Origin of the sequence: Algibacter pacificus (genome assembly GCF_008033385.1) — a bacterium.
GTDB classification, from domain to species: domain Bacteria; phylum Bacteroidota; class Bacteroidia; order Flavobacteriales; family Flavobacteriaceae; genus Algibacter; species Algibacter pacificus.
Genome location: NZ_VOGY01000017.1, coordinates 1 through 17,784, shown reverse-complemented (window position 1 = coordinate 17,784; position 17,784 = coordinate 1). Strand labels below are relative to the sequence as shown.

The 17,784-nt window shown below is 34.1% G+C and carries 20 protein-coding genes; 1 reads left to right on the top strand and 19 read right to left on the bottom strand.

Features of this window, described 5'->3' with window-relative positions:
- Window positions 1-164 precede the first annotated feature (164 nt).
- A complete protein-coding gene (locus FQU21_RS16550; protein WP_246124860.1) occupies window positions 165-974 on the top strand; it encodes an endonuclease/exonuclease/phosphatase family protein in 810 nt (269 codons plus the stop codon).
- 51 nt (window positions 975-1,025) lie between these two features.
- Here the strand turns inward: FQU21_RS16550 and FQU21_RS16545 are convergent, their stop codons facing one another.
- The 19 genes from FQU21_RS16545 to trpD form a co-directional block, all read right to left on the bottom strand.
- A complete protein-coding gene (locus FQU21_RS16545) occupies window positions 1,026-1,334 on the bottom strand; it encodes a DUF6122 family protein (RefSeq protein WP_147679118.1) in 309 nt (102 codons plus the stop codon).
- A complete protein-coding gene (locus tag FQU21_RS16540) occupies window positions 1,334-1,957 on the bottom strand; it encodes a WbqC family protein (protein WP_147679117.1) in 624 nt (207 codons plus the stop codon). The genes FQU21_RS16545 and FQU21_RS16540 overlap by 1 nt, the downstream gene beginning before the upstream one ends.
- Entirely contained in the window at window positions 1,957-3,186 is a 1,230-nt protein-coding gene (locus FQU21_RS16535) for a tetratricopeptide repeat protein (protein WP_147679116.1), read from the bottom strand. The genes FQU21_RS16540 and FQU21_RS16535 overlap by 1 nt, the downstream gene beginning before the upstream one ends.
- Complete coding sequence (locus FQU21_RS16530; protein ID WP_147679115.1) at window positions 3,186-4,493, bottom strand: ATP-binding protein; 1,308 nt, start codon at window positions 4,491-4,493, stop codon at window positions 3,186-3,188. The genes FQU21_RS16535 and FQU21_RS16530 overlap by 1 nt, the downstream gene beginning before the upstream one ends.
- Window positions 4,494-4,509: 16 nt before the next feature.
- The gene (lepB, locus tag FQU21_RS16525) at window positions 4,510-6,090 is read right to left on the bottom strand and encodes a signal peptidase I (protein WP_147679114.1); all 1,581 of its coding nucleotides are present in this window, start codon (window positions 6,088-6,090) and stop codon (window positions 4,510-4,512) included.
- A 67-nt stretch (window positions 6,091-6,157) separates the two neighbouring features.
- Window positions 6,158-6,862, bottom strand: a complete 705-nt coding sequence (dapB, locus tag FQU21_RS16520) for a 4-hydroxy-tetrahydrodipicolinate reductase (RefSeq protein WP_147679113.1) — start codon at window positions 6,860-6,862, stop codon at window positions 6,158-6,160.
- A 1-nt stretch (window position 6,863) separates the two neighbouring features.
- Window positions 6,864-7,433 carry a DUF5683 domain-containing protein gene (locus FQU21_RS16515; protein ID WP_246124859.1) on the bottom strand — a complete coding sequence of 190 codons (570 nt, stop codon included), beginning with the start codon at window positions 7,431-7,433 and terminating at the stop codon, window positions 6,864-6,866.
- 76 nt (window positions 7,434-7,509) lie between these two features.
- Window positions 7,510-8,424, bottom strand: a complete 915-nt coding sequence (locus tag FQU21_RS16510) for a ParB/RepB/Spo0J family partition protein (RefSeq protein ID WP_147679112.1) — start codon at window positions 8,422-8,424, stop codon at window positions 7,510-7,512.
- A 1-nt stretch (window position 8,425) separates the two neighbouring features.
- Complete coding sequence (locus tag FQU21_RS16505) at window positions 8,426-9,190, bottom strand: ParA family protein (RefSeq protein WP_147679111.1); 765 nt, start codon at window positions 9,188-9,190, stop codon at window positions 8,426-8,428.
- A gap of 132 nt (window positions 9,191-9,322) precedes the next feature.
- Window positions 9,323-9,628, bottom strand: coding sequence for an EF-hand domain-containing protein (locus FQU21_RS16500; protein ID WP_147679110.1), 306 nt, complete (start codon window positions 9,626-9,628; stop codon window positions 9,323-9,325).
- 206 nt (window positions 9,629-9,834) lie between these two features.
- The gene (locus FQU21_RS16495) at window positions 9,835-10,293 is read right to left on the bottom strand and encodes a tRNA (cytidine(34)-2'-O)-methyltransferase (protein WP_147679109.1); all 459 of its coding nucleotides are present in this window, start codon (window positions 10,291-10,293) and stop codon (window positions 9,835-9,837) included.
- A complete protein-coding gene (locus FQU21_RS16490) occupies window positions 10,293-11,570 on the bottom strand; it encodes an NAD(P)/FAD-dependent oxidoreductase (RefSeq protein WP_147679108.1) in 1,278 nt (425 codons plus the stop codon). Before FQU21_RS16490 ends, FQU21_RS16495 begins: the two co-directional genes overlap by 1 nt.
- A gap of 82 nt (window positions 11,571-11,652) precedes the next feature.
- Complete coding sequence (locus FQU21_RS16485; RefSeq protein WP_147679107.1) at window positions 11,653-11,877, bottom strand: hypothetical protein; 225 nt, start codon at window positions 11,875-11,877, stop codon at window positions 11,653-11,655.
- Window position 11,878: 1 nt separating this feature from the next.
- A complete protein-coding gene (trpA, locus tag FQU21_RS16480) occupies window positions 11,879-12,643 on the bottom strand; it encodes a tryptophan synthase subunit alpha (protein ID WP_147679106.1) in 765 nt (254 codons plus the stop codon).
- 44 nt (window positions 12,644-12,687) lie between these two features.
- Window positions 12,688-12,972 (bottom strand): GIY-YIG nuclease family protein, encoded by a 285-nt coding sequence (locus FQU21_RS16475; protein WP_147679105.1) that lies wholly within the window; start codon window positions 12,970-12,972, stop codon window positions 12,688-12,690.
- 47 nt (window positions 12,973-13,019) lie between these two features.
- The gene (gene trpB, locus FQU21_RS16470) at window positions 13,020-14,201 is read right to left on the bottom strand and encodes a tryptophan synthase subunit beta (RefSeq protein WP_147679149.1); all 1,182 of its coding nucleotides are present in this window, start codon (window positions 14,199-14,201) and stop codon (window positions 13,020-13,022) included.
- A 71-nt stretch (window positions 14,202-14,272) separates the two neighbouring features.
- Entirely contained in the window at window positions 14,273-14,920 is a 648-nt protein-coding gene (locus FQU21_RS16465) for a phosphoribosylanthranilate isomerase (RefSeq protein ID WP_147679104.1), read from the bottom strand.
- A 42-nt stretch (window positions 14,921-14,962) separates the two neighbouring features.
- Entirely contained in the window at window positions 14,963-15,748 is a 786-nt protein-coding gene (gene trpC, locus FQU21_RS16460) for an indole-3-glycerol phosphate synthase TrpC (RefSeq protein ID WP_147679103.1), read from the bottom strand.
- 125 nt (window positions 15,749-15,873) lie between these two features.
- Window positions 15,874-16,866: an anthranilate phosphoribosyltransferase gene (gene trpD / locus FQU21_RS16455; RefSeq protein ID WP_147679102.1), complete on the bottom strand. Its 993-nt coding sequence runs from the start codon at window positions 16,864-16,866 to the stop codon at window positions 15,874-15,876.
- Window positions 16,867-17,784: the final 918 nt, after the last annotated feature.

The following is a 17,784-nucleotide window of genomic DNA, read 5'->3' as shown; positions in this document are numbered from 1 at the left end:
TTGTGGCGATGCTATTATTGCTTTCCATGGTTTTTCCTTATTTGCCACCCAAAACGTTTTCGTTTCTATCGGTTATAAATTTGGGGGTATCTTTTCTAATTCTTATCAATGCTTTGTTTTGTATATACTGGTTAATTCGGCGAAAAAAGCAGTTTTTAACCTCATTGATTGTTTTAATAATTGCTTATATCAGCTTTGGTTCCTTATATAAATTTGCGGCATCTAAAAATGTAGCATCCGAGCAGAATTTCAAAGTTATGAATTATAATGTGAGACTATTTAATCTTTATAAATGGATACCGGGCAATGAAGTTGAAAAAGATTTGGAGGCGTTTATAAAAGGAGAAGCTCCAGATGTTTTGAGTATTCAGGAATATCAGCCCAATGAAAATATTGATTTATCGTACTTTAAATATAAATTCGAAAAATTATCAGGACAAAAATTTAAACACGGGCAAGCTATTTTCTCAAAGTTCCCTATAATAAATACGGGCTCTGTCGAGTTTCCAAAAACAGCCAACAATGCCATATTTGTGGATGTTGTAAAAGAAAAAGATACTATCAGAATTTATAATATTCATCTAGAATCTTTAAGAATTGATACCAAGATAGAGAGCTTAAGAAAAGAGGATTCCGAGCGCCTTTTAGAGCGTGTTGGTTCAGCATTTAAAAGACAACAGAATCAAGCAGAATTGTTCTTGGAACATAAAAAGAAATGTCCATATAAAATGATAGTTTGTGGCGATTTTAATAACACAGCCTTTTCTTATGTTTACCGAAAGATAAAAGGCGATTTAAACGATAGTTTTAAAGAAGCTGGAAATGGATTTGGACGCACGCACGATTTTCAGTTTTTACCCATTCGTATCGATTTTATTTTAGCCGACGAGGCTTTCTCTGTTAATGGCTTTAAAAGCTATAATGAGCACTTTTCCGATCATTATCCTATAAGTGCTACGCTAAGTTTAGAGTAGATCTGTTTTGTTGTTTATGTGATCTATAATACTTTTTTTTACAATATAAATCTACATAAAAGAGCAATCGACAACATCGGCTATAATATGTATTACCAAGCCTAAACCAATCAATCGGGTTTTCTTAAAACACAGAAAAAGAATATACACAACCATCGCATAATAAGTATGCAACGGATGGAAGTTTATACTGCATCTATTGGGGTCGAAAATTGGGGTTGCTAATAGATGATCCAAATCTATTAATATGCCCGCAGCCATTATTAAATACGCTATTTTCCATTTGGGGTTAAACCAAATAAGTGCAACCGCTAACGGAAGCAGAAAATGACAGCCATAATGTGCAATAGATTGTAGCATTATTTTGTGGAAATAGTTTGAGATTCTAAATAATTTAACGCATTCGGACCTTCATTAAACAATAAATCTAAAATGCTTAAATTAGGAATATAGCCATGTTTATTGCCAAACACTTGGGTGTATTCTTCAAAGTTTTGAGGTAGCTCTTTTTTGGCGTTTACTAAAAATCTAAAATCTTCTGTGCCTTCCGGAGCCTTTTGGTATGTTTCTGTTTTGCTTGTGTTAATATCGAGCTGTAAACACTCGGAAACTATTTCGAAACACTTCAAGTTAAAATCTAAAATAAAATCCGCTTTCATTTCAAATAAAGGTTGAAGTTCATCTTCATAATATTCAAAAAATGGCGAGGTTCTATAGGCTGAAAGTAAAGACTTCCAATGTAAGCTCTGCCAATTTTCAGTATTAAAAATCTTCACATCGCGATACTTTTGTCTGTTTTTTTGAGAGTGTATCACGGGGATATTTAGCGTTAGTTTTCCATTGGCTCCGTAAATGTAAGCACGATTTCTATAGGTTTGTTTTAAAAAGTTATCATCCATTTCAAAAACCAAATTATCGGCATTGGCAATGGCTACAAAATGCGCTATACTAGGGAAATATGTAGGGTGAATTAAAATGTTCATTATTTAGTAAAAAAGTTACTTAACCAGGTGTATGCAACAAACATAATACCAACAGTAATACCAATAGTTGAGATAGGAGTACCAATTAACGACATGGTAATAGCTGATAGCAGCATGATGCCTCCGTAGGCTAAGTTAATTATTTTAGATTTTTTGGTATCTGCTAAAATCCCACGTGTTAACGGCAAAATAGCTGCTAAACAGGTTAAACTTAGCATGATGAAGTACTCATTTTTTGTTAGGATATTACAAAGAAACATGAGTAATGATCCAACGAGTAAACCAAAAAAGATTTGACCGCTTTGTTTTTCTTTTTCGTTGAGTAAATACTTTCCGTATTTATCTAAAATAAGTAGCATATTGGATAGAGGTTCCATAATCCAGCTGCCTAAAGCAAACAAAAGATAAATGATAATTATTGGGATTAATAAAAAGGTATAACCCGATACGGATATAAGTGTAACAGAAAGTTTATAAACCAAATAAATACCAATAATAAAGACCCATTGGTTTTTACCCGATTGTTTATTCATCCAAAAGGAATAACGCAAATAGAGATTGTAAACTTTGTTTTTAGATTTAATAGCCGTAAGCATTCCCGATCGCGCATAGTCCAAATTAGGATTAAGCGATAGCGCTTCTTTAAAGTGGGTTAATGCTTTTTTTGTGTCGTTATGTTCCAGGTAACTCCAGCCCACGTTAGCATGCGAGTGTGCGTCTTCTGGATCATCTTCTAGTAAGTTTTCAATAGTTACTTTCGCTTCTTCTTTTCTGTTTAATTTGGTTAACGCCATGGTACGGGCATTTAAACAGAAATTACTTTTTGGGTTAATGCGTAAACCTTCATTAGCGAAATTTAAAGCCGCTTCAAACTTTTTTTTATGGATTTGAATGTATGCTTTTTGTCCAAAGGCATTTTCGCTTTCGGGGTTTAATTCTATTGATTTATCAATATGTTCTTCAGCTTCTTTTATGTTATCTTGGTGTAAATATATTTGAGATAATAAAAAGTATAAGCTAGGCCAGTTAGGCATTTCGGCCCGAAGTTCTAAGGCTAGAGTTAAAGCTTTGTCTAAATCGTTATTCAGAAAAAAAGCTTGAGCTAAAAAATATTTGGCATTGCTATTATCAATATCTTCAGCTAGTGCGGTTTGAAAATAGGGGATAGCATCTTGATATCGGCCAATTTCAAAAAGTTGAATGCCGCGTTCTAGATTAGGGCTATCCATTATTTTTTAATTTTTAAATAGACCAAAATATCATCATACAATCCTGAATCGTTAGAGTATAGTGCATAGTTTTTAGCAGAGTTAAACCATTCCCGAGTAGAGGCTTTCATTTTGCCAAAAGCTTTTAAAATATCTTTTGTAGTTAATGGTTTTGGAATACCATCTTTAAAGGAATCTAATAATTTTTGCTCGATAGCAATATCGATACTAGCCTTAATATCGGCGCCCGAGTATTCTTTACTTTTTTTAGCTAAATCCTTTATTTTAATATTTTCGGTTGGTTTATCTTTTAGTTCTATGTTAAAAATAGCTTCTCTGGCAACTTCGTCTGGCGGCGCCACAAAAATAATTCGATCAAAACGGCCTGGGCGTCTAAAGGCAGGGTCTATATACCAAGGTGCATTGGTGGCTCCTAAAACTAAAATACCTTCGTTGTCGGAATCTACACCATCAAGTTCTGATAAAAACTGATTAATTACCGTTCTACCTGCTGTTTTATTAACATCATTTCTATTCGCGCCTAAGGCATCAATTTCATCAATAAAAATAACACAGGGGGTGTTGGCTCTAGCGGTTTCGAATATTTCGTGTAAGTTTTTTTCCGAACTTCCCATCCACATATCCAAAATATCATTAATACCAATATTGATAAAATTGGCGTTAATTTGGCCAGCTGTAGCACGTGCAATATGTGTTTTTCCGCAGCCTGGAGGACCGTAAAGTAAAATGCCGCCACCAATTTTTTTACCGTATGCTTTGTATAAATCTTTATGTAAAAGCGGCTTGATTATTTTTAAATCAATTTCCTCTTTTACTTGATCCATACCACCAACATCATTGAAATTAATGTCGGGTTTTTTTAAGAATGAAATGGCATCTTCATCGAAAAAATCATCGTCGTCGAAATCTTCAAGAGGAACTCTAAACAAATTTTCGAATTCGTTATTTCTAAAGGTATTGTCAATTTCAAGAATGCGTTGATAGGTCGCTAATGCCTCTTCATTTTGTTGCTGATCAATATGGCAAAAACATTGAAGTTCTAAATAAGGAATGGCTTCGTTGTTTTCAATTAACTCTTCGAGAATAACTTCGGTTAAGTTGTGTTTTTTTTGTTTAAAATAACATTCGGCTAATAGAAATTTATGCTCATCTGTTGGCTGTTTATCCAATATAAATAGTAGATGTTTTTCAGCTTCTTTATAATTTAAAACATCGGAATATAGTTTTGCAATTTGAAAACGCAATTCTATATTTTCGGGTGAAAATTCTAAAGCTTTAAGCAGACTATCTAATAGTTTGTTATCCATAAATATATGTTAGAAATTAGGCATTATCGGCTTTTCTTTTTTTCCAAGTAGAAAATCCAAAATATCCAGCTAGCAAAATTAAAAATGGAATTAAAAAAGAAATCGGTTTTCCGGTTCCACTAACGGTTGTAAAGAAACGTTCCCAACGTGGGCTAGATCCATCCCAACTCATCCAAATAAACACTGGTTTACCCACTACGTGGTCGAAAGGAACAAACCCCCAACGTCTGGCATCAATAGAGTTGTGGCGGTTATCACCCATCATCCAATAATAATTTTGTTTGAAAGTATAGGTGGTTGCCACTTCACCATTTATTAAAATTTGGTTGCCTTTTACTTTTATATCGTTGCCTTCGTATTCGCTAATAACACGTTTGTAAAGCGGTAAAACCTCAAGGTTAATATCGATTGTTTTTCCAGCTTCCGGAATATATAAAGGGCCAAAGAAATCCACATTCCAATTATAATTGGGGCTTTGCGGAAAAATCTCTGGATCGCGTACACCTTTTTTTGCTTTATTAGGTGTTATGCTGGCTACATTTGGGTGGTTTTTAAATTGTGCTAAAGCCTCATCGGAAATCGCAGAAAAATAATAGGTATTGTTATTGTTTATGATACCAAATCCATCAGTTATATCGTAGCGTTCCTTTAAGTATGCCCGATTAAATTGATTGGTTTTTGGTTGAACCAAATAGCTAAATTGTAAATGCGCACGATCTGGCAATTCGTTTTTCTTTCCATTAATATAAACAAAACCATCGCGAACTTCTAAGCTATCACCTGCAACACCAACGCAACGTTTTACAAGGTTGGTTTTCTTGTCTATAGGTTTGTAGTAGTTTCTGTCTGGTGTAAAATCGTTCATATCCAGCAAAGTATCTGCCGGTTGGTTGAAAACAACAATATCATTACGTTCTATGTTTTCAAAACCAGGAAAACGTAAGTAGGGAAGTTGTAGTTTATTAATTAAAGAGGTTTTACGTTCTTCAAAATGATCGTTAAATAGATAGGATTTCTTTTTTAAACCCGGAATAGTGTCGTGTACCATTGGCGCTCCAATAGTGGTCATTGGTACTCTGGCTCCGTAATGAAATTTACTTACAAAAAGAAAATCGCCAACTAATAAAGATTTTTCTAAAGATGATGACGGAATGGTAAAGGGTTGGATAAAATACGTATGCACAATAGTTGCCGCAACAATGGCAAATAGAATAGAACTTACCCAATCGCCCGTAGCGGATGTAGGATGTAAACTACGGTCTTTTATATAATTAACATTGGCAACATAATTTAAATAATAGTTATAAAAGCCTAAGGTTACAACGGCTAAAACAGTATCTAAAGTAGTGTTTTTTTCGAAACTTCTAGCGGTTTCTACCCATACTACAGGAAACATAATCATGTTTACAATAGGTAGAAAAAGAAGGATAACCCACCAAACAGGACGGTTAATTATTTTCATTAAAACCACGGCGTTATACACGGGAATAAAAGCTTCCCATGCTTGACGACCGGCTTTAATATATAATTTCCAAGTTCCTAATCCGTGTATAACTTGAATTATTAGAATAAATATAAACCACTGCATTAACGTCATAATCTTAATATTTTATTTAATGATGTAAGTAGCTAATCAAGATTTAGCGTTACATAATTTTTGTTTTTTAACCAATGTTTAACACATCATTCATGCTGAACACTCCTGTTTTACCAATAATCCATTCTGCGGCAATTACGGCACCTAGCGCAAAACCTTGACGATTATGTGCTATGTGTTCAATGTTAATAGTGTCCACTTCACTTTCGTAAGTTACGCTGTGTGTACCCGGCACATCTGCAATACGTTTTGCTGTAATGGGGATGTTGGCTTCCTGTTTTTCATCAAGTTTCCAGCCGTTATATTTATCGCTATTAGAAATAATATCTTCGGCTAAAGAAATAGCCGTACCACTAGGCGCATCTAATTTTTTAGTATGATGAATTTCCTCCATAGAAACGTTGTATTGTTCCAAGGCACGCATCATTTTAGCTAAGGTTTTATTAAGTTCAAAAAAGATATTTACCCCTAAGCTGTAGTTAGACGCGTAAATAAAAGCGCCTTTTTTTTCTTCGCATAAAGCAACGGCATTATCATAATTATCCAACCATCCTGTTGTGCCTGAAATTACCGGAACATTGTTGTTTAAACAGTTTGAAATATTATTAAAAGCGACATTTGGAATACTGAAATCTATGGCAACATCGGCTTTAGTAATATCATAATCCTTATCATCTTTATCAACCTTTAAAACAATATTATGGCCACGTTTAATGGCTATTTGTTCTATGGTTTGACCCATTCTCCCGTATCCGAGTAAAGCAATATTCATATTAAAATTTAAAATTTAGAGTTAATCCAACGTCATTATTAGCATTAACTTGATTGAAATTATAGTGTGGAGCCAAAGTTAAATTTTCATCTACATTATATTGCAGTAAATGTGCATCTACATTGGCTTCAATAATATTTAAAGCATACATGCCAATAATAACTAAAAGCGAAATTTCTTTGTTTTTTTTGTAAAATTGTTGTGCGGTTTCTAGCCGGTCTGTGGTTACTCTAGGCTCGTCTAGTTTTTCGCCGGTAGCACTATAATAAAACTCGTCGGTTTCAAAACCTGCTAATCTACTTTTATAGGCATCACGATACCTGTTATATTGGTTATTGTTGTTTACATAAAAATAAACACCTGTTCCTAAGGCGGCGTATACAATAGGAATTTTCCAGTATTTTTTGTTGTAAGCTTGTCCTAACCCTGGTAAAATGGCAGAGTAAAATGCAGCTTTTGCGGGCCTTAAAGCATCGTAAGCTTCTTGTATTTGAAAAAGAGAATCAACAACAACGTCTTTAGGAAGTACGTTTTCTTTGTTTTTAGAAACCACTTGTTCTTCCTTTTGCACCTTTTTATTTTGGGCTTTATCTTGAGCACATAAAGAAAAGCAACATAAAAAAGTACATAGCGTTATTAATAGATTTTTATTTTGAATCACCTTCAACTAATTTTTTTATACGATTAAAATCTTCTTCGGAATGAAAGGGGATAGTAATTTTTCCTTTTCCGTTTTTAGAAACTTTAACGTCTATTTTATGTCCAAAGTATTCCGAAAATGAGTTAATACCGGTTTTAACAAAATTAGGTAATCCTGTATTGGCTTCTTTTTTAGCCGGAGCAGATGCTGTCTCACCGTTATTATAGTTACGAACTAAAACCTCTGTATCTCTAACCGATAATTTATTGGATAGTATTTTTTCGTAAATATCTAATTGAATGGATTGGTCTTCTACGGTAATTAAAGCACGCCCATGCCCCATTGAAAGAAAGCCATCTCGCATGCCTGTTTGAATAATGGGATCTAATTTTAGTAAGCGCAAATAGTTAGCAATGGTAGAACGTTTTTTTCCAACACGTTCGCTCATTTGTTCTTGCGTTAAATTTATTTCATCTATTAAACGTTGGTATGAAAGTGCAATTTCAATAGGATCTAAATCTTGGCGTTGAATGTTTTCAACCAAAGCCATTTCTAGCGATTCTTGGTCGTTTGCAATTCTCACGTAAGCCGTAATAGTTTCTAAACCTAAAAGTTTTGAAGCTCTATAACGACGTTCACCAGAAACCAATTGGTATTTATTTAAGCCTAATTTTCTAACCGTTATGGGTTGAATAATACCTAATTCTTTTATAGAAGAGGCTAATTCTCGTAAACTTTCTTCACTAAAATTGGTTCTAGGTTGAAAAGGGTTAACTTCAATATAATCGATATCTAAATCGACAATATTTCCAATAACTTTATCTGCATTTTTATCTTCGGCCGATTTTATATCGTTGCTTGGGTCATTTAAAAGAGCCGATAACCCTCTTCCCAGAGCTTGTTTCCTTGTTGCTTTAGCCATATTAAGCGTTTTTAGTAATTATTTCTCTTGCTAAACTTAGGTAATTGGCTGCGCCTTTGCTACTTGCATCATAATTGATAATACTTTCGCCATAACTAGGCGCTTCGCTTAAACGTACATTGCGCTGAATGATACTTTTAAAAACCATATCATTAAAATGTTTTTGAACTTCTTCAACCACTTGGTTTGACAGGCGTAAACGCGAATCGTACATGGTTAATAATAGGCCTTCAATATCTAGCTCGGTATTGTGTATTTTTTGAACACTTTTTATGGTGTTTAATAGTTTTCCTAAACCTTCAAGGGCAAAATATTCACATTGGATAGGGATAATTACCGAGTTGGCTGCAGTAAGTGCATTTAGCGTTAATAAACCTAAAGACGGCGCACAATCAATCAAAATATAATCGTAATCGTCTTTAATGTGTTGTAGCGATTTTTTAAGCATATATTCGCGTTCTTCCTTATCAACAAGTTCTATTTCAATAGCAACTAAGTCAATATGTGCAGGAATAATGTCGAGATTTGGTGTTTCGGTCTTAATGATAGCCTCTTTTGCTGTGTTGGAATGTTCCAAAAGCTGGTAGGTTCCAATTTCTACAGTGTCTATATCTATACCAATGCCAGAACTGGCATTTGCTTGTGGATCAGCGTCTATAAGTAAGACTTTTTTTTCTAATACGCCTAAAGATGCCGCTAGATTTACCGAGGTGGTCGTTTTTCCAACGCCCCCTTTCTGGTTAGCAACTGCAATGATTTTACCCATTAATAATTTGGTTTTATGAGCTGTAAAAATACGATTATTTATTAGTAATAAAAATGTAGGGTGTTATAATTAAATTATAAAAAAAAAGACAGCTTATTAGGCTGTCTTAAATTATTGTAAAAAAGGCTAATATTAGTTAGTGGAATCTGTTTTTACTTTTTTTCCTTTTTCCATTCCGGCTTTAAATTCGTCGAATGTTACAGCGCCATTACCATCTGCGTCCATTTTAGCAAAACGTTTTTCTAACATGGCAGCCTCAACTTCTTTTTTACGCTTTTTAGCTTTAAATTCATCTAAAGAAATAAGTTTATCTTCATTGGTATCATAAGAAGCAAACATTTTTTCTGGTGTTGGTTTTTTCTTTTCTTGTGCGTTTGTAAAAGAAACTGCGCATAACGCGACTGCTACTAAGCCAAATTTTAATTTATTTGATGTCATTTTATTTAATTTTTAAAGGTTAATTTGAAATTTAGACCGATTTTTTTCAAAATGGTTTAGTTGAAAATAAAATATTTTTTTTGCAATTTCAAATGTAATTAAAACTATGTGAATTAGTGTGTTATGCGGTTACTAAATTTTACTTTCAACGTTTGTAAAGTGCTCTATAGTATTTAAAATTAGGTTTTAAATAAATATTTATATTGTTATTTAAAATGTAATTGACTTAGCCCTTCATAAGTAACAATGCTAACCGCATTGGCTAAGTTTAAACTTCGTACATGCTCACTGTAAAGTGGGATTTTATAAAGCTGTTCTTTATGGTTTTCAATGATAGATTTAGGTAAACCAACCGATTCTTTTCCGAAGATTAAAAATAAATCATCTTCAAAAGGAATGTCCCAATGATTTTTTTCGCCATGACTGGAAAGAAAAGCCATTTTTTTATCTTTATTTATTTCGAAAAATTCATCGATATTTTCGTAATAAGTTATCGATAGATGCTTCCAATAATCCAGCCCAGCACGCTTTAATCGCGCATCGCTAATTTCGAAACCAAAAGGTTTTACAAGATGTAAGTGTGAACCCGATCCAAGTGCCAAACGGCCAATATTTCCGGTGTTGTTTGGGATTTCGGGTTCTATTAAAACTATATGAAAAGGCATTATTTGTTGGTTTTAACTTTGGTTGAAACGGGTTTCATTATTATGCGCAGTGTACTATCATTATTAAAATAGCTTATCATCCAATTCATAAAAATAAGAAGTTTATTTTTTATACTTAAAATGAGCATTAAGTGGATAAACATCCAAGTAAACCAAGCTAATTTTCCTTGAAAACTGAATTTAGGTAAATCGACAACAGCTTTACGTTTTCCAATCGTTGCCATGGAGCCTTTGTCGGTATATTCGTAATCTTTTAAAGGTTTGTTCTTAACCATTCGCGTTAAATTTTCTGCTAAAAGAGAAGCTTGTTGCAAAGCGACACTCGCTACTTGAGCATGTCCTTTTGGATGTTTTGGCGTTTCCATATATGAAATATCGCCTAAAGCATACACCTGTTTTAAACCTATGACTTCATTTTGACGATTTACAATAAGTCTATTTCCTCGGGTGATGCAGCTTTCAGGGAAACCTTTAATAACATTTCCGGTAACTCCTGCTGCCCAAATAACGTTTTTAGAGTTTATTGTTTTTCCAGTATTTAGGGTAACAACTGTGCCGTCGTAATCTTTAACAAAGGTGTTTGTAATTACCGAAACGCCTAATTCTTCTAAATATTTTTGAGACATTTTTTGCGAACCTTTGCTCATGGGGCTCAAGGTATGTGGGCTGCCTTCTAATAAATATATCGTGAGTCTAGAAAAATCTTTGTCTGGGTAATCTTTGGGTAAAATATGGGTTTTCATTTCTGCTAAAGCACCTGCTAATTCCACACCTGTAGGACCACCACCAACAATAACAAAATTTAATAGGGTTTGTAATTTGTCGGTATCTGTGGTGTTTAGTGCGTTTTCAAAAGTTTGCAGAATTCTATTCCTTAATTGAATGGCTTCAGGAATCGTTTTCATGGGGTAGGCAAAATCTTGCAAATTCTTGTTGCCAAAATAATTTGTGGTACAGCCAATAGCAATCACTAAATGCTGGTAGTCAAAATTTCCGATAGGTGTCTCTACAAATTGATCGTCAAAATTAATTTCTGAAACTTCGGTAATTCGAATTCGAACATTTTTTGCCTTTTGAAACACTTTCCGCAACGGAAACGAAATACTCGCTGGTTCGAGCCTTGCCGTCGCCACCTGATACATTAAGGGTTGAAACTGATGATAATTTTGTTTATCAATTAAATAGACTTCGTAATTTGGGTGGTTTATTAAGTCTTGAGCAAGTCGTAATCCGGCAAAACCGGCACCAATAATGACAACTTTTTCTGTTTTAGTCATGTTCTCTTATTTTTAGGCAAGAATAGATTTAATGAATTCACTTATGTTATAATCACTATTTTATATCATATTAATAGTTTAATTATGTTTTACCGATTTGAAATATTTTTATCAGAACAATTCGTGTTAAAAGTACAAAAGAGAATCCATGTAAAACAACATCAAACCAATCCATAAACTCCATGCTTTTTGCTCCACCAATAATCCATTTAAGTTTACCCCAAATATGAGGTTCGGGAAAAAAAGGCGCTAAACCTAGCGTTAAGCAAAGGAACAAAATAAGTTTCCAATCGTTAATAGACTTCACATTAATTTAAGATTGATTTCACAAAATCCTCTGTTTTACTAGCACCGTTTTCTGTAATATGTTTTATAAAAGCACTACCAATAATGGCTCCTTTTGCATACTCCGTGGCTTGCGTAAACGTTTCATGATCCGAAATTCCAAATCCAATAACCTGCGGGTTTTTCAAATTCATATTGGCAATACGTTTAAAATAGCTTGTTTGCACGTCCCCAAAACCAGAACTACTTCCGGTAACACTGGCGCTACTCACCATATAAATAAACCCATTCGATACAGAATCTATAAAGTTAATGCGCTCTACCGATGTTTGTGGTGTAATTAAAAACACGTTTATTAGGCCGTATTTTTCAAAAATGGCTTGATAGTCTTCTTTATAAACATCCACAGGTAAATCTGGAATTATCAATCCATCGATACCTATTTCCTGACATTTTTTACAAAATGCCTCTACACCATATTGCAACATGGGGTTAAAATAACCCATAATTATTAACGGAATAGACACTGTTTTTCTAATATCTTTTAATTGATCAAAAAGCACTTCGGTGGTCATCCCGTTTTTTAGCGCTTTTGTAGAACTCGCCTGAATAGTAGGTCCATCGGCCAAAGGATCACTAAACGGAAGTCCAATCTCTATCATGTCCACACCATTTTTTTCTAAATCTTCAATGATGGATACGGTATCGGTTAAACTCGGGTAACCTGCTGTAAAGTATATCGACAATAGTTTTTTATCTTCTTGTAATTTTTTATTTATTCGATTCATTTTTAAGACTATTTTTTTTTCATTCCCTCGAAGGAGGGAATCTTTTAAATGTATTCGGAAAGGTCTTTCCAATCTGGGTTTAAACTATTTATTAAATTGATTTTCCAAGCTCTATTCCATTTCTTAATTTGTCGTTCTTTTTTTATTGAATTGTTTACATATTTTGTTGTTTCAAAGTAAACCAATTTATCAACAATATATTTTCCTGTAAAGGATTTTGAACTATTGTTTTTATGTTGATTTAGCCGAACTTTTAATTGTTTTGTGCGCCCAACATATAAAACAGTATGGTTTTTATTTGTTAATATGTAAACGTAATGTACTTCCATGTTTTGTTTTTAGATTTCCGCCTTCGCGGAAATGAAAAAATGAAACTTTATATTTTAAAATATTCAATATAATTCTGTAAATCCTTATCGCCACGACCAGAAAGACTCACCACAACCACATCGTCGGGTTTAAACGTTCTTTCTTCAAAAATAGCTAAAGCATGCGAGCTTTCAATTGCAGGAATAATACCTTCTAGTTTACATAAATCTAATCCCGCATTCATAGCTTGGTCATCGGTAATCGACATAAATTCTGCGCGTCCCGTTTTGCATAAATGCGCATGCATTGGGCCAACACCCGGGTAATCCAATCCAGCCGAAATAGAGTAGGGTTCTGTTATTTGTCCGTCTTTAGTTTGCATTAACAAGGTTTTACACCCGTGAATAACACCTTCGTGACCTAAAACCGAAGTCGCGGCACTTTCACCAGAATCTACGCCTAAACCAGCAGCTTCCACAGCAATGATTTTTACATCAGGTTCGTGTAAATAATGGTAATATGTTCCAGCAGCATTACTGCCACCACCAATACAAGCCACAACATAATCGGGATTTTCTCTCCCAATTTGTTCTTTTAATTGCCATTTTATTTCTTCAGAAATTACCGATTGAAATCGAGTAACCATATCCGGATATGGATGTGGCCCAATAGCCGAACCTATAATGTAATGTGTGTTTACAGGATTGTTAATCCAATCACGAATGGCTTCGTTTGTAGCATCTTTTAAAGTTCTACTTCCAGAAAGAGCTGGTACAACGGTTGCGCCTAACATTTTCATTCTTGCTACGTTTGGTGCTTGTCTGGCAATATCAATTTCACCCATATAAACAATACACTCCAACCCCATTAAAGCACAAACGGTAGCGGTAGCAACACCGTGTTGTCCGGCTCCAGTTTCGGCAATAATTCTAGTTTTTCCTAAGCGTTTAGCCATTAAAATTTGACCAATAGTATTGTTTATTTTATGCGCACCCGTATGGTTTAAATCTTCACGCTTTAAATAAATTTTAGTATTGTATTTTTCCGAAAGGCGTTTTGCAAAATACAACGGAGAGGGACGCCCAACATAATCTTTTAAAAGTTGATCGAACTCCTTTTTAAAATCGGGCTCGGCCATAACTTTTAAATAATTTTGGCGTAATTCTTCCACATTGGGGTAAAGCATTTCGGGGATGAAAGCGCCACCAAATTCACCGTAGTAGCCTTTTTCGTTTACGTTATAATTCATCATGTTTTCTTTTGTCATTCCCTCCAAGGAGGGAATCTTATTTTTTGGTTTAATTTATAATGAATTCCACATTAACTGCGGAATGACAAACTTTGTTTAAATGTTTTTAATAATTCAATATCTTTTAATCCGGGTTCTATTTCAAACTTACTGTTTACATCTAAAGCGTAACAGTATTTTGATGCGGTACTTTTTTGAAATTCTTTAACCGCTTCAACTTCATCGAAACCAATGCCACCACTTAAAAAGAAGGGTTTAGTCGATGGGTATGCGTTTAGTACATTCCAATCGAAAGTATAACCGTTTCCGCCAGGGTGTTTGCCTTTGGTATCGAATAAAAAGTAATCGCAAACAGATTCGTAAGGTTTTAAAACTTCGAAATTGAATTCGTTTTTAATGGAGAATACTTTAATGATTTCAAGAGGTTTAGAATTAAATTCAGCATAACTGTTTTTTAAGTCGATACAGAATTCTGGAGTTTCTTCACCATGAAGTTGTACCGCTTGTAAATCGAATGTTTTTATTTTTTCAATAACAACTTGTAAGTTTTCATTAACAAAAACACCAGTCTTTTTTATAGAATTTGATATTTCGGGAATGGATGTATCAAAATTTCTAGCCGATTTATCGTAGAAAATAAACCCTAAATAGTCGGGCTGTAAAGCCGCTATTTCAGTCATGTTATCTTGATATTTCATGCCGCAAATTTTCAGTTTCATGGTATTCAATTTGTGTTATTTTGAAATAAATTCAGTGCTATTTTACTTATTCAATTGGTTTATAAACTCGGTAGCGCTGGCCCCAGGATTATCAGTTTTCATAAAATTTTCACCTATTAAAAAGCCTTTGTATCCATAAGGCTGAAGTTCTTTAATAGCTTCAACGCTACTAATACCACTTTCTGATACTTTTACAAAATCGTTTGGTATCTGTGTGCTTAATAATTTACTGGTTTCTAAACTCACTTCGAAAGTTTTTAAATTCCTGTTATTTACACCAAGCATATCTAAACTTGGCATAATAGATTTATGCAATTCTTGTTCGTTATGCACTTCTAAAAGCACATCTAGATTTAGGCTTTTGGCAAATTCCGAGAATTGTTTTATTTCGTTTTTAGAGAGAATAGCGGCGATAAGTAGAATAACATCGGCGCCATAGGCTTTAGCTTCTAGAATTTGGTATTCATCGATAATGAATTCCTTTCTTAGCAAAGGCAAATTACAACTGGCTCTTGCTGTTAATAAATCGTCTAGTGAACCTCCAAAATATTTTCCATCGGTTAAAACAGACATGCCACAAACACCAGCATCTTGATAGCCTTTTGCTACGTCTTGAACGTTTAATCCGTTGTTAATTACAGATTTTGATGGTGATCGGCGTTTATGTTCGGCTATAATTCCAGACGTGCTGTTGCGTAAATTATTAGCTAATGACACGGTTTGTCTTTCAAATAAAACGGATTGTTCTAATTGTGAAACAGGGATTAAACTTTTGCGAAGTGCAACTTCTTTTCGTTTATCTAATGTTATTTTGTCTAAAATGTTCATTTTCTAGTATTGAGTTGGCAGCGTTTAGTTTGAATAGGTTTTCTACTTTAACTGTGATCTGCTTTATTCTAAACTTAATTTTTATGTATTCGAGTAAGTCTGAAAACTGTGACTGTTAACTCAATTTATTTACTCAGTTCAATTAATTTATCTAAACTCGTTTTTGCTTTTCCTGAAAACAAAGATTCTTTTGCTAGTTCAAAACCTTCTTGATGCGAAATTTGTTTTGAAGTGGCAATGGCTAATCCTGCATTGGCACAAACCACATTATTTTGTGCTTCTGTTCCTTTGCCGCTAATAATATTAACAAATATATTTGCCGCTTCTTTTACACTATCACCACCAAAAATGGCATCTTGTGAAATTTTTGAAACGCCTAAATCTTCTGGTGAAAAAAGCTTTTCGGTATGGTTTGAAATGATTTTTGCTTTTCCTGTTAGTGAAATTTCATCGTAACCATCTAATGCGTAAACAATATTATAATTATTATCTGTGTTTTGAAATAAGAAACTATAAAGTCTTAAAACTTCTAAATTGAAAACACCTAAAACATGATTTTTAGGAAACGACGGATTAACCAAAGGACCTAACATATTGAAAAATGTTTTAGCACCTAGTTCTCTACGTATGGGTGCGACGTTTTTCATGGCTGGATGAAATAAAGGTGCGTGTAATATGCATATTCCTGCTTGATCTAAACTGCGTTTTAAAAAATCTTCATTATTAGAAAATTTAACACCTAAATGTTCCATAACATTGGATGACCCAGATGTTGATGATACCCCATAATTCCCATGTTTAGAAACATGAACGCTTGCGCCTGCCGTAATAAAAGCCGATAGGGTAGAGATGTTGAAGGTGTGTTTGCCATCGCCGCCTGTGCCTACAATATCAACTGCATTAAAATCGCTAAGGTTTACTGGTAAACACAGTTCCAAAAGCGCGTCTCTAAAACCTTTTAGCTCATCGATGGTAATGCTGCGCATCATAAAAACCGATAAGAAACAGGTAATTTGACTTGGGTTATACATATCGTTGGATATGTTTACGATTACTTGTTTTGCTTCTTCGGTAGAAAGGGTGTCGTGATTAATTAATCTGTTTAAAATGTTTTTCATTTCTGTTATTTTTCCACAAAAGTGAGAGTTGTTGTTGGTTTCTTTTTTTATTCATTTGAGTAAACACTGTTCACTGTGACTGAATACTGCGACTCATTTTATTTTTTTGTTTTCTGTTCATTTTGCCTTGATGCAAAACGAACCAAAAAATCAGGTCAAAATTATGAAATTGCTAACGCACCATTCGCTTTCGGAATTTCGTGCTTGAAGCTTCGCTTCGCATCTTCATTCCTTCGCTCATTATTTCTGAATTTTGACGTTTCCGACGGTGTCGGAATTTGGGCGTTTCACTTTTACTATGTTTGATTTTCTTCCCAATGATACTTTTTTATTTTTCTATTTCTTTTTTTATTCATTTGAGTAAGCGCTGTTTTACTGTGACTGCTTACTGCGACTCATTTTATTTTTTGCTTTCTGTTCATTTTGCCTTGATGCAAAACGAACCAAAAAATCATGTCAAAATTATGAAATTGCTAACGCACCATTCGCTTTCGGAATTGCGTGCTTAAAGCTTCGCATCTTCATTCCTTCGCTCATTATTTCTGAATTTTGACGTTTCCGACGGTGTCGGAATTTGGGCGTTTCACTTTTGCTATGTTTGATTTTCTTCCCAATGATACTTTTTTATTTTTCTATTTCTTTTTTTATTCATTTGAGTAAGCGCTGTTTTACTGTGACTGCTTACTGCGACTCATTTTATTTTTTCTGTTCATTTTGCCTTGATGCAAAACGAACCAAAAAATCAGGTCAAAATTATGAAATTGCTAACGCACCATTCGCTTTCGGAATTACGTGCTTGAAGCTTCGCTTCGCATCTTCATTCCTTCGCTCATTATTTCTGAATTTTGACGTTTCCGACGGTGTCGGAATTTGGGAGTTTTACTTTTACTATGTTTGATTTTCTTCCCAATGTTACTT

What these genes read in the sequence shown, in the direction of transcription:
- FQU21_RS16545 (WP_147679118.1), bottom strand. Translation starts at nt 1,334, where the DNA reads ATGCTACAATCTATTGCACATTATGGCTGTCATTTTCTGCTTCCGTTA.
- FQU21_RS16540 (WP_147679117.1), bottom strand. Translation starts at nt 1,957, where the DNA reads ATGAACATTTTAATTCACCCTACATATTTCCCTAGTATAGCGCATTTT.
- FQU21_RS16535 (WP_147679116.1), bottom strand. Translation starts at nt 3,186, where the DNA reads ATGGATAGCCCTAATCTAGAACGCGGCATTCAACTTTTTGAAATTGGC.
- FQU21_RS16530 (WP_147679115.1), bottom strand. Translation starts at nt 4,493, where the DNA reads ATGGATAACAAACTATTAGATAGTCTGCTTAAAGCTTTAGAATTTTCA.
- lepB (WP_147679114.1), bottom strand. Translation starts at nt 6,090, where the DNA reads ATGACGTTAATGCAGTGGTTTATATTTATTCTAATAATTCAAGTTATA.
- dapB (WP_147679113.1), bottom strand. Translation starts at nt 6,862, where the DNA reads ATGAATATTGCTTTACTCGGATACGGGAGAATGGGTCAAACCATAGAA.
- FQU21_RS16510 (WP_147679112.1), bottom strand. Translation starts at nt 8,424, where the DNA reads ATGGCTAAAGCAACAAGGAAACAAGCTCTGGGAAGAGGGTTATCGGCT.
- FQU21_RS16505 (WP_147679111.1), bottom strand. Translation starts at nt 9,190, where the DNA reads ATGGGTAAAATCATTGCAGTTGCTAACCAGAAAGGGGGCGTTGGAAAA.
- FQU21_RS16500 (WP_147679110.1), bottom strand. Translation starts at nt 9,628, where the DNA reads ATGACATCAAATAAATTAAAATTTGGCTTAGTAGCAGTCGCGTTATGC.
- FQU21_RS16495 (WP_147679109.1), bottom strand. Translation starts at nt 10,293, where the DNA reads ATGCCTTTTCATATAGTTTTAATAGAACCCGAAATCCCAAACAACACC.
- FQU21_RS16490 (WP_147679108.1), bottom strand. Translation starts at nt 11,570, where the DNA reads ATGACTAAAACAGAAAAAGTTGTCATTATTGGTGCCGGTTTTGCCGGA.
- trpA (WP_147679106.1), bottom strand. Translation starts at nt 12,643, where the DNA reads ATGAATCGAATAAATAAAAAATTACAAGAAGATAAAAAACTATTGTCG.
- FQU21_RS16475 (WP_147679105.1), bottom strand. Translation starts at nt 12,972, where the DNA reads ATGGAAGTACATTACGTTTACATATTAACAAATAAAAACCATACTGTT.
- trpB (WP_147679149.1), bottom strand. Translation starts at nt 14,201, where the DNA reads ATGAATTATAACGTAAACGAAAAAGGCTACTACGGTGAATTTGGTGGC.
- FQU21_RS16465 (WP_147679104.1), bottom strand. Translation starts at nt 14,920, where the DNA reads ATGAAACTGAAAATTTGCGGCATGAAATATCAAGATAACATGACTGAA.
- trpC (WP_147679103.1), bottom strand. Translation starts at nt 15,748, where the DNA reads ATGAACATTTTAGACAAAATAACATTAGATAAACGAAAAGAAGTTGCA.
- trpD (WP_147679102.1), bottom strand. Translation starts at nt 16,866, where the DNA reads ATGAAAAACATTTTAAACAGATTAATTAATCACGACACCCTTTCTACC.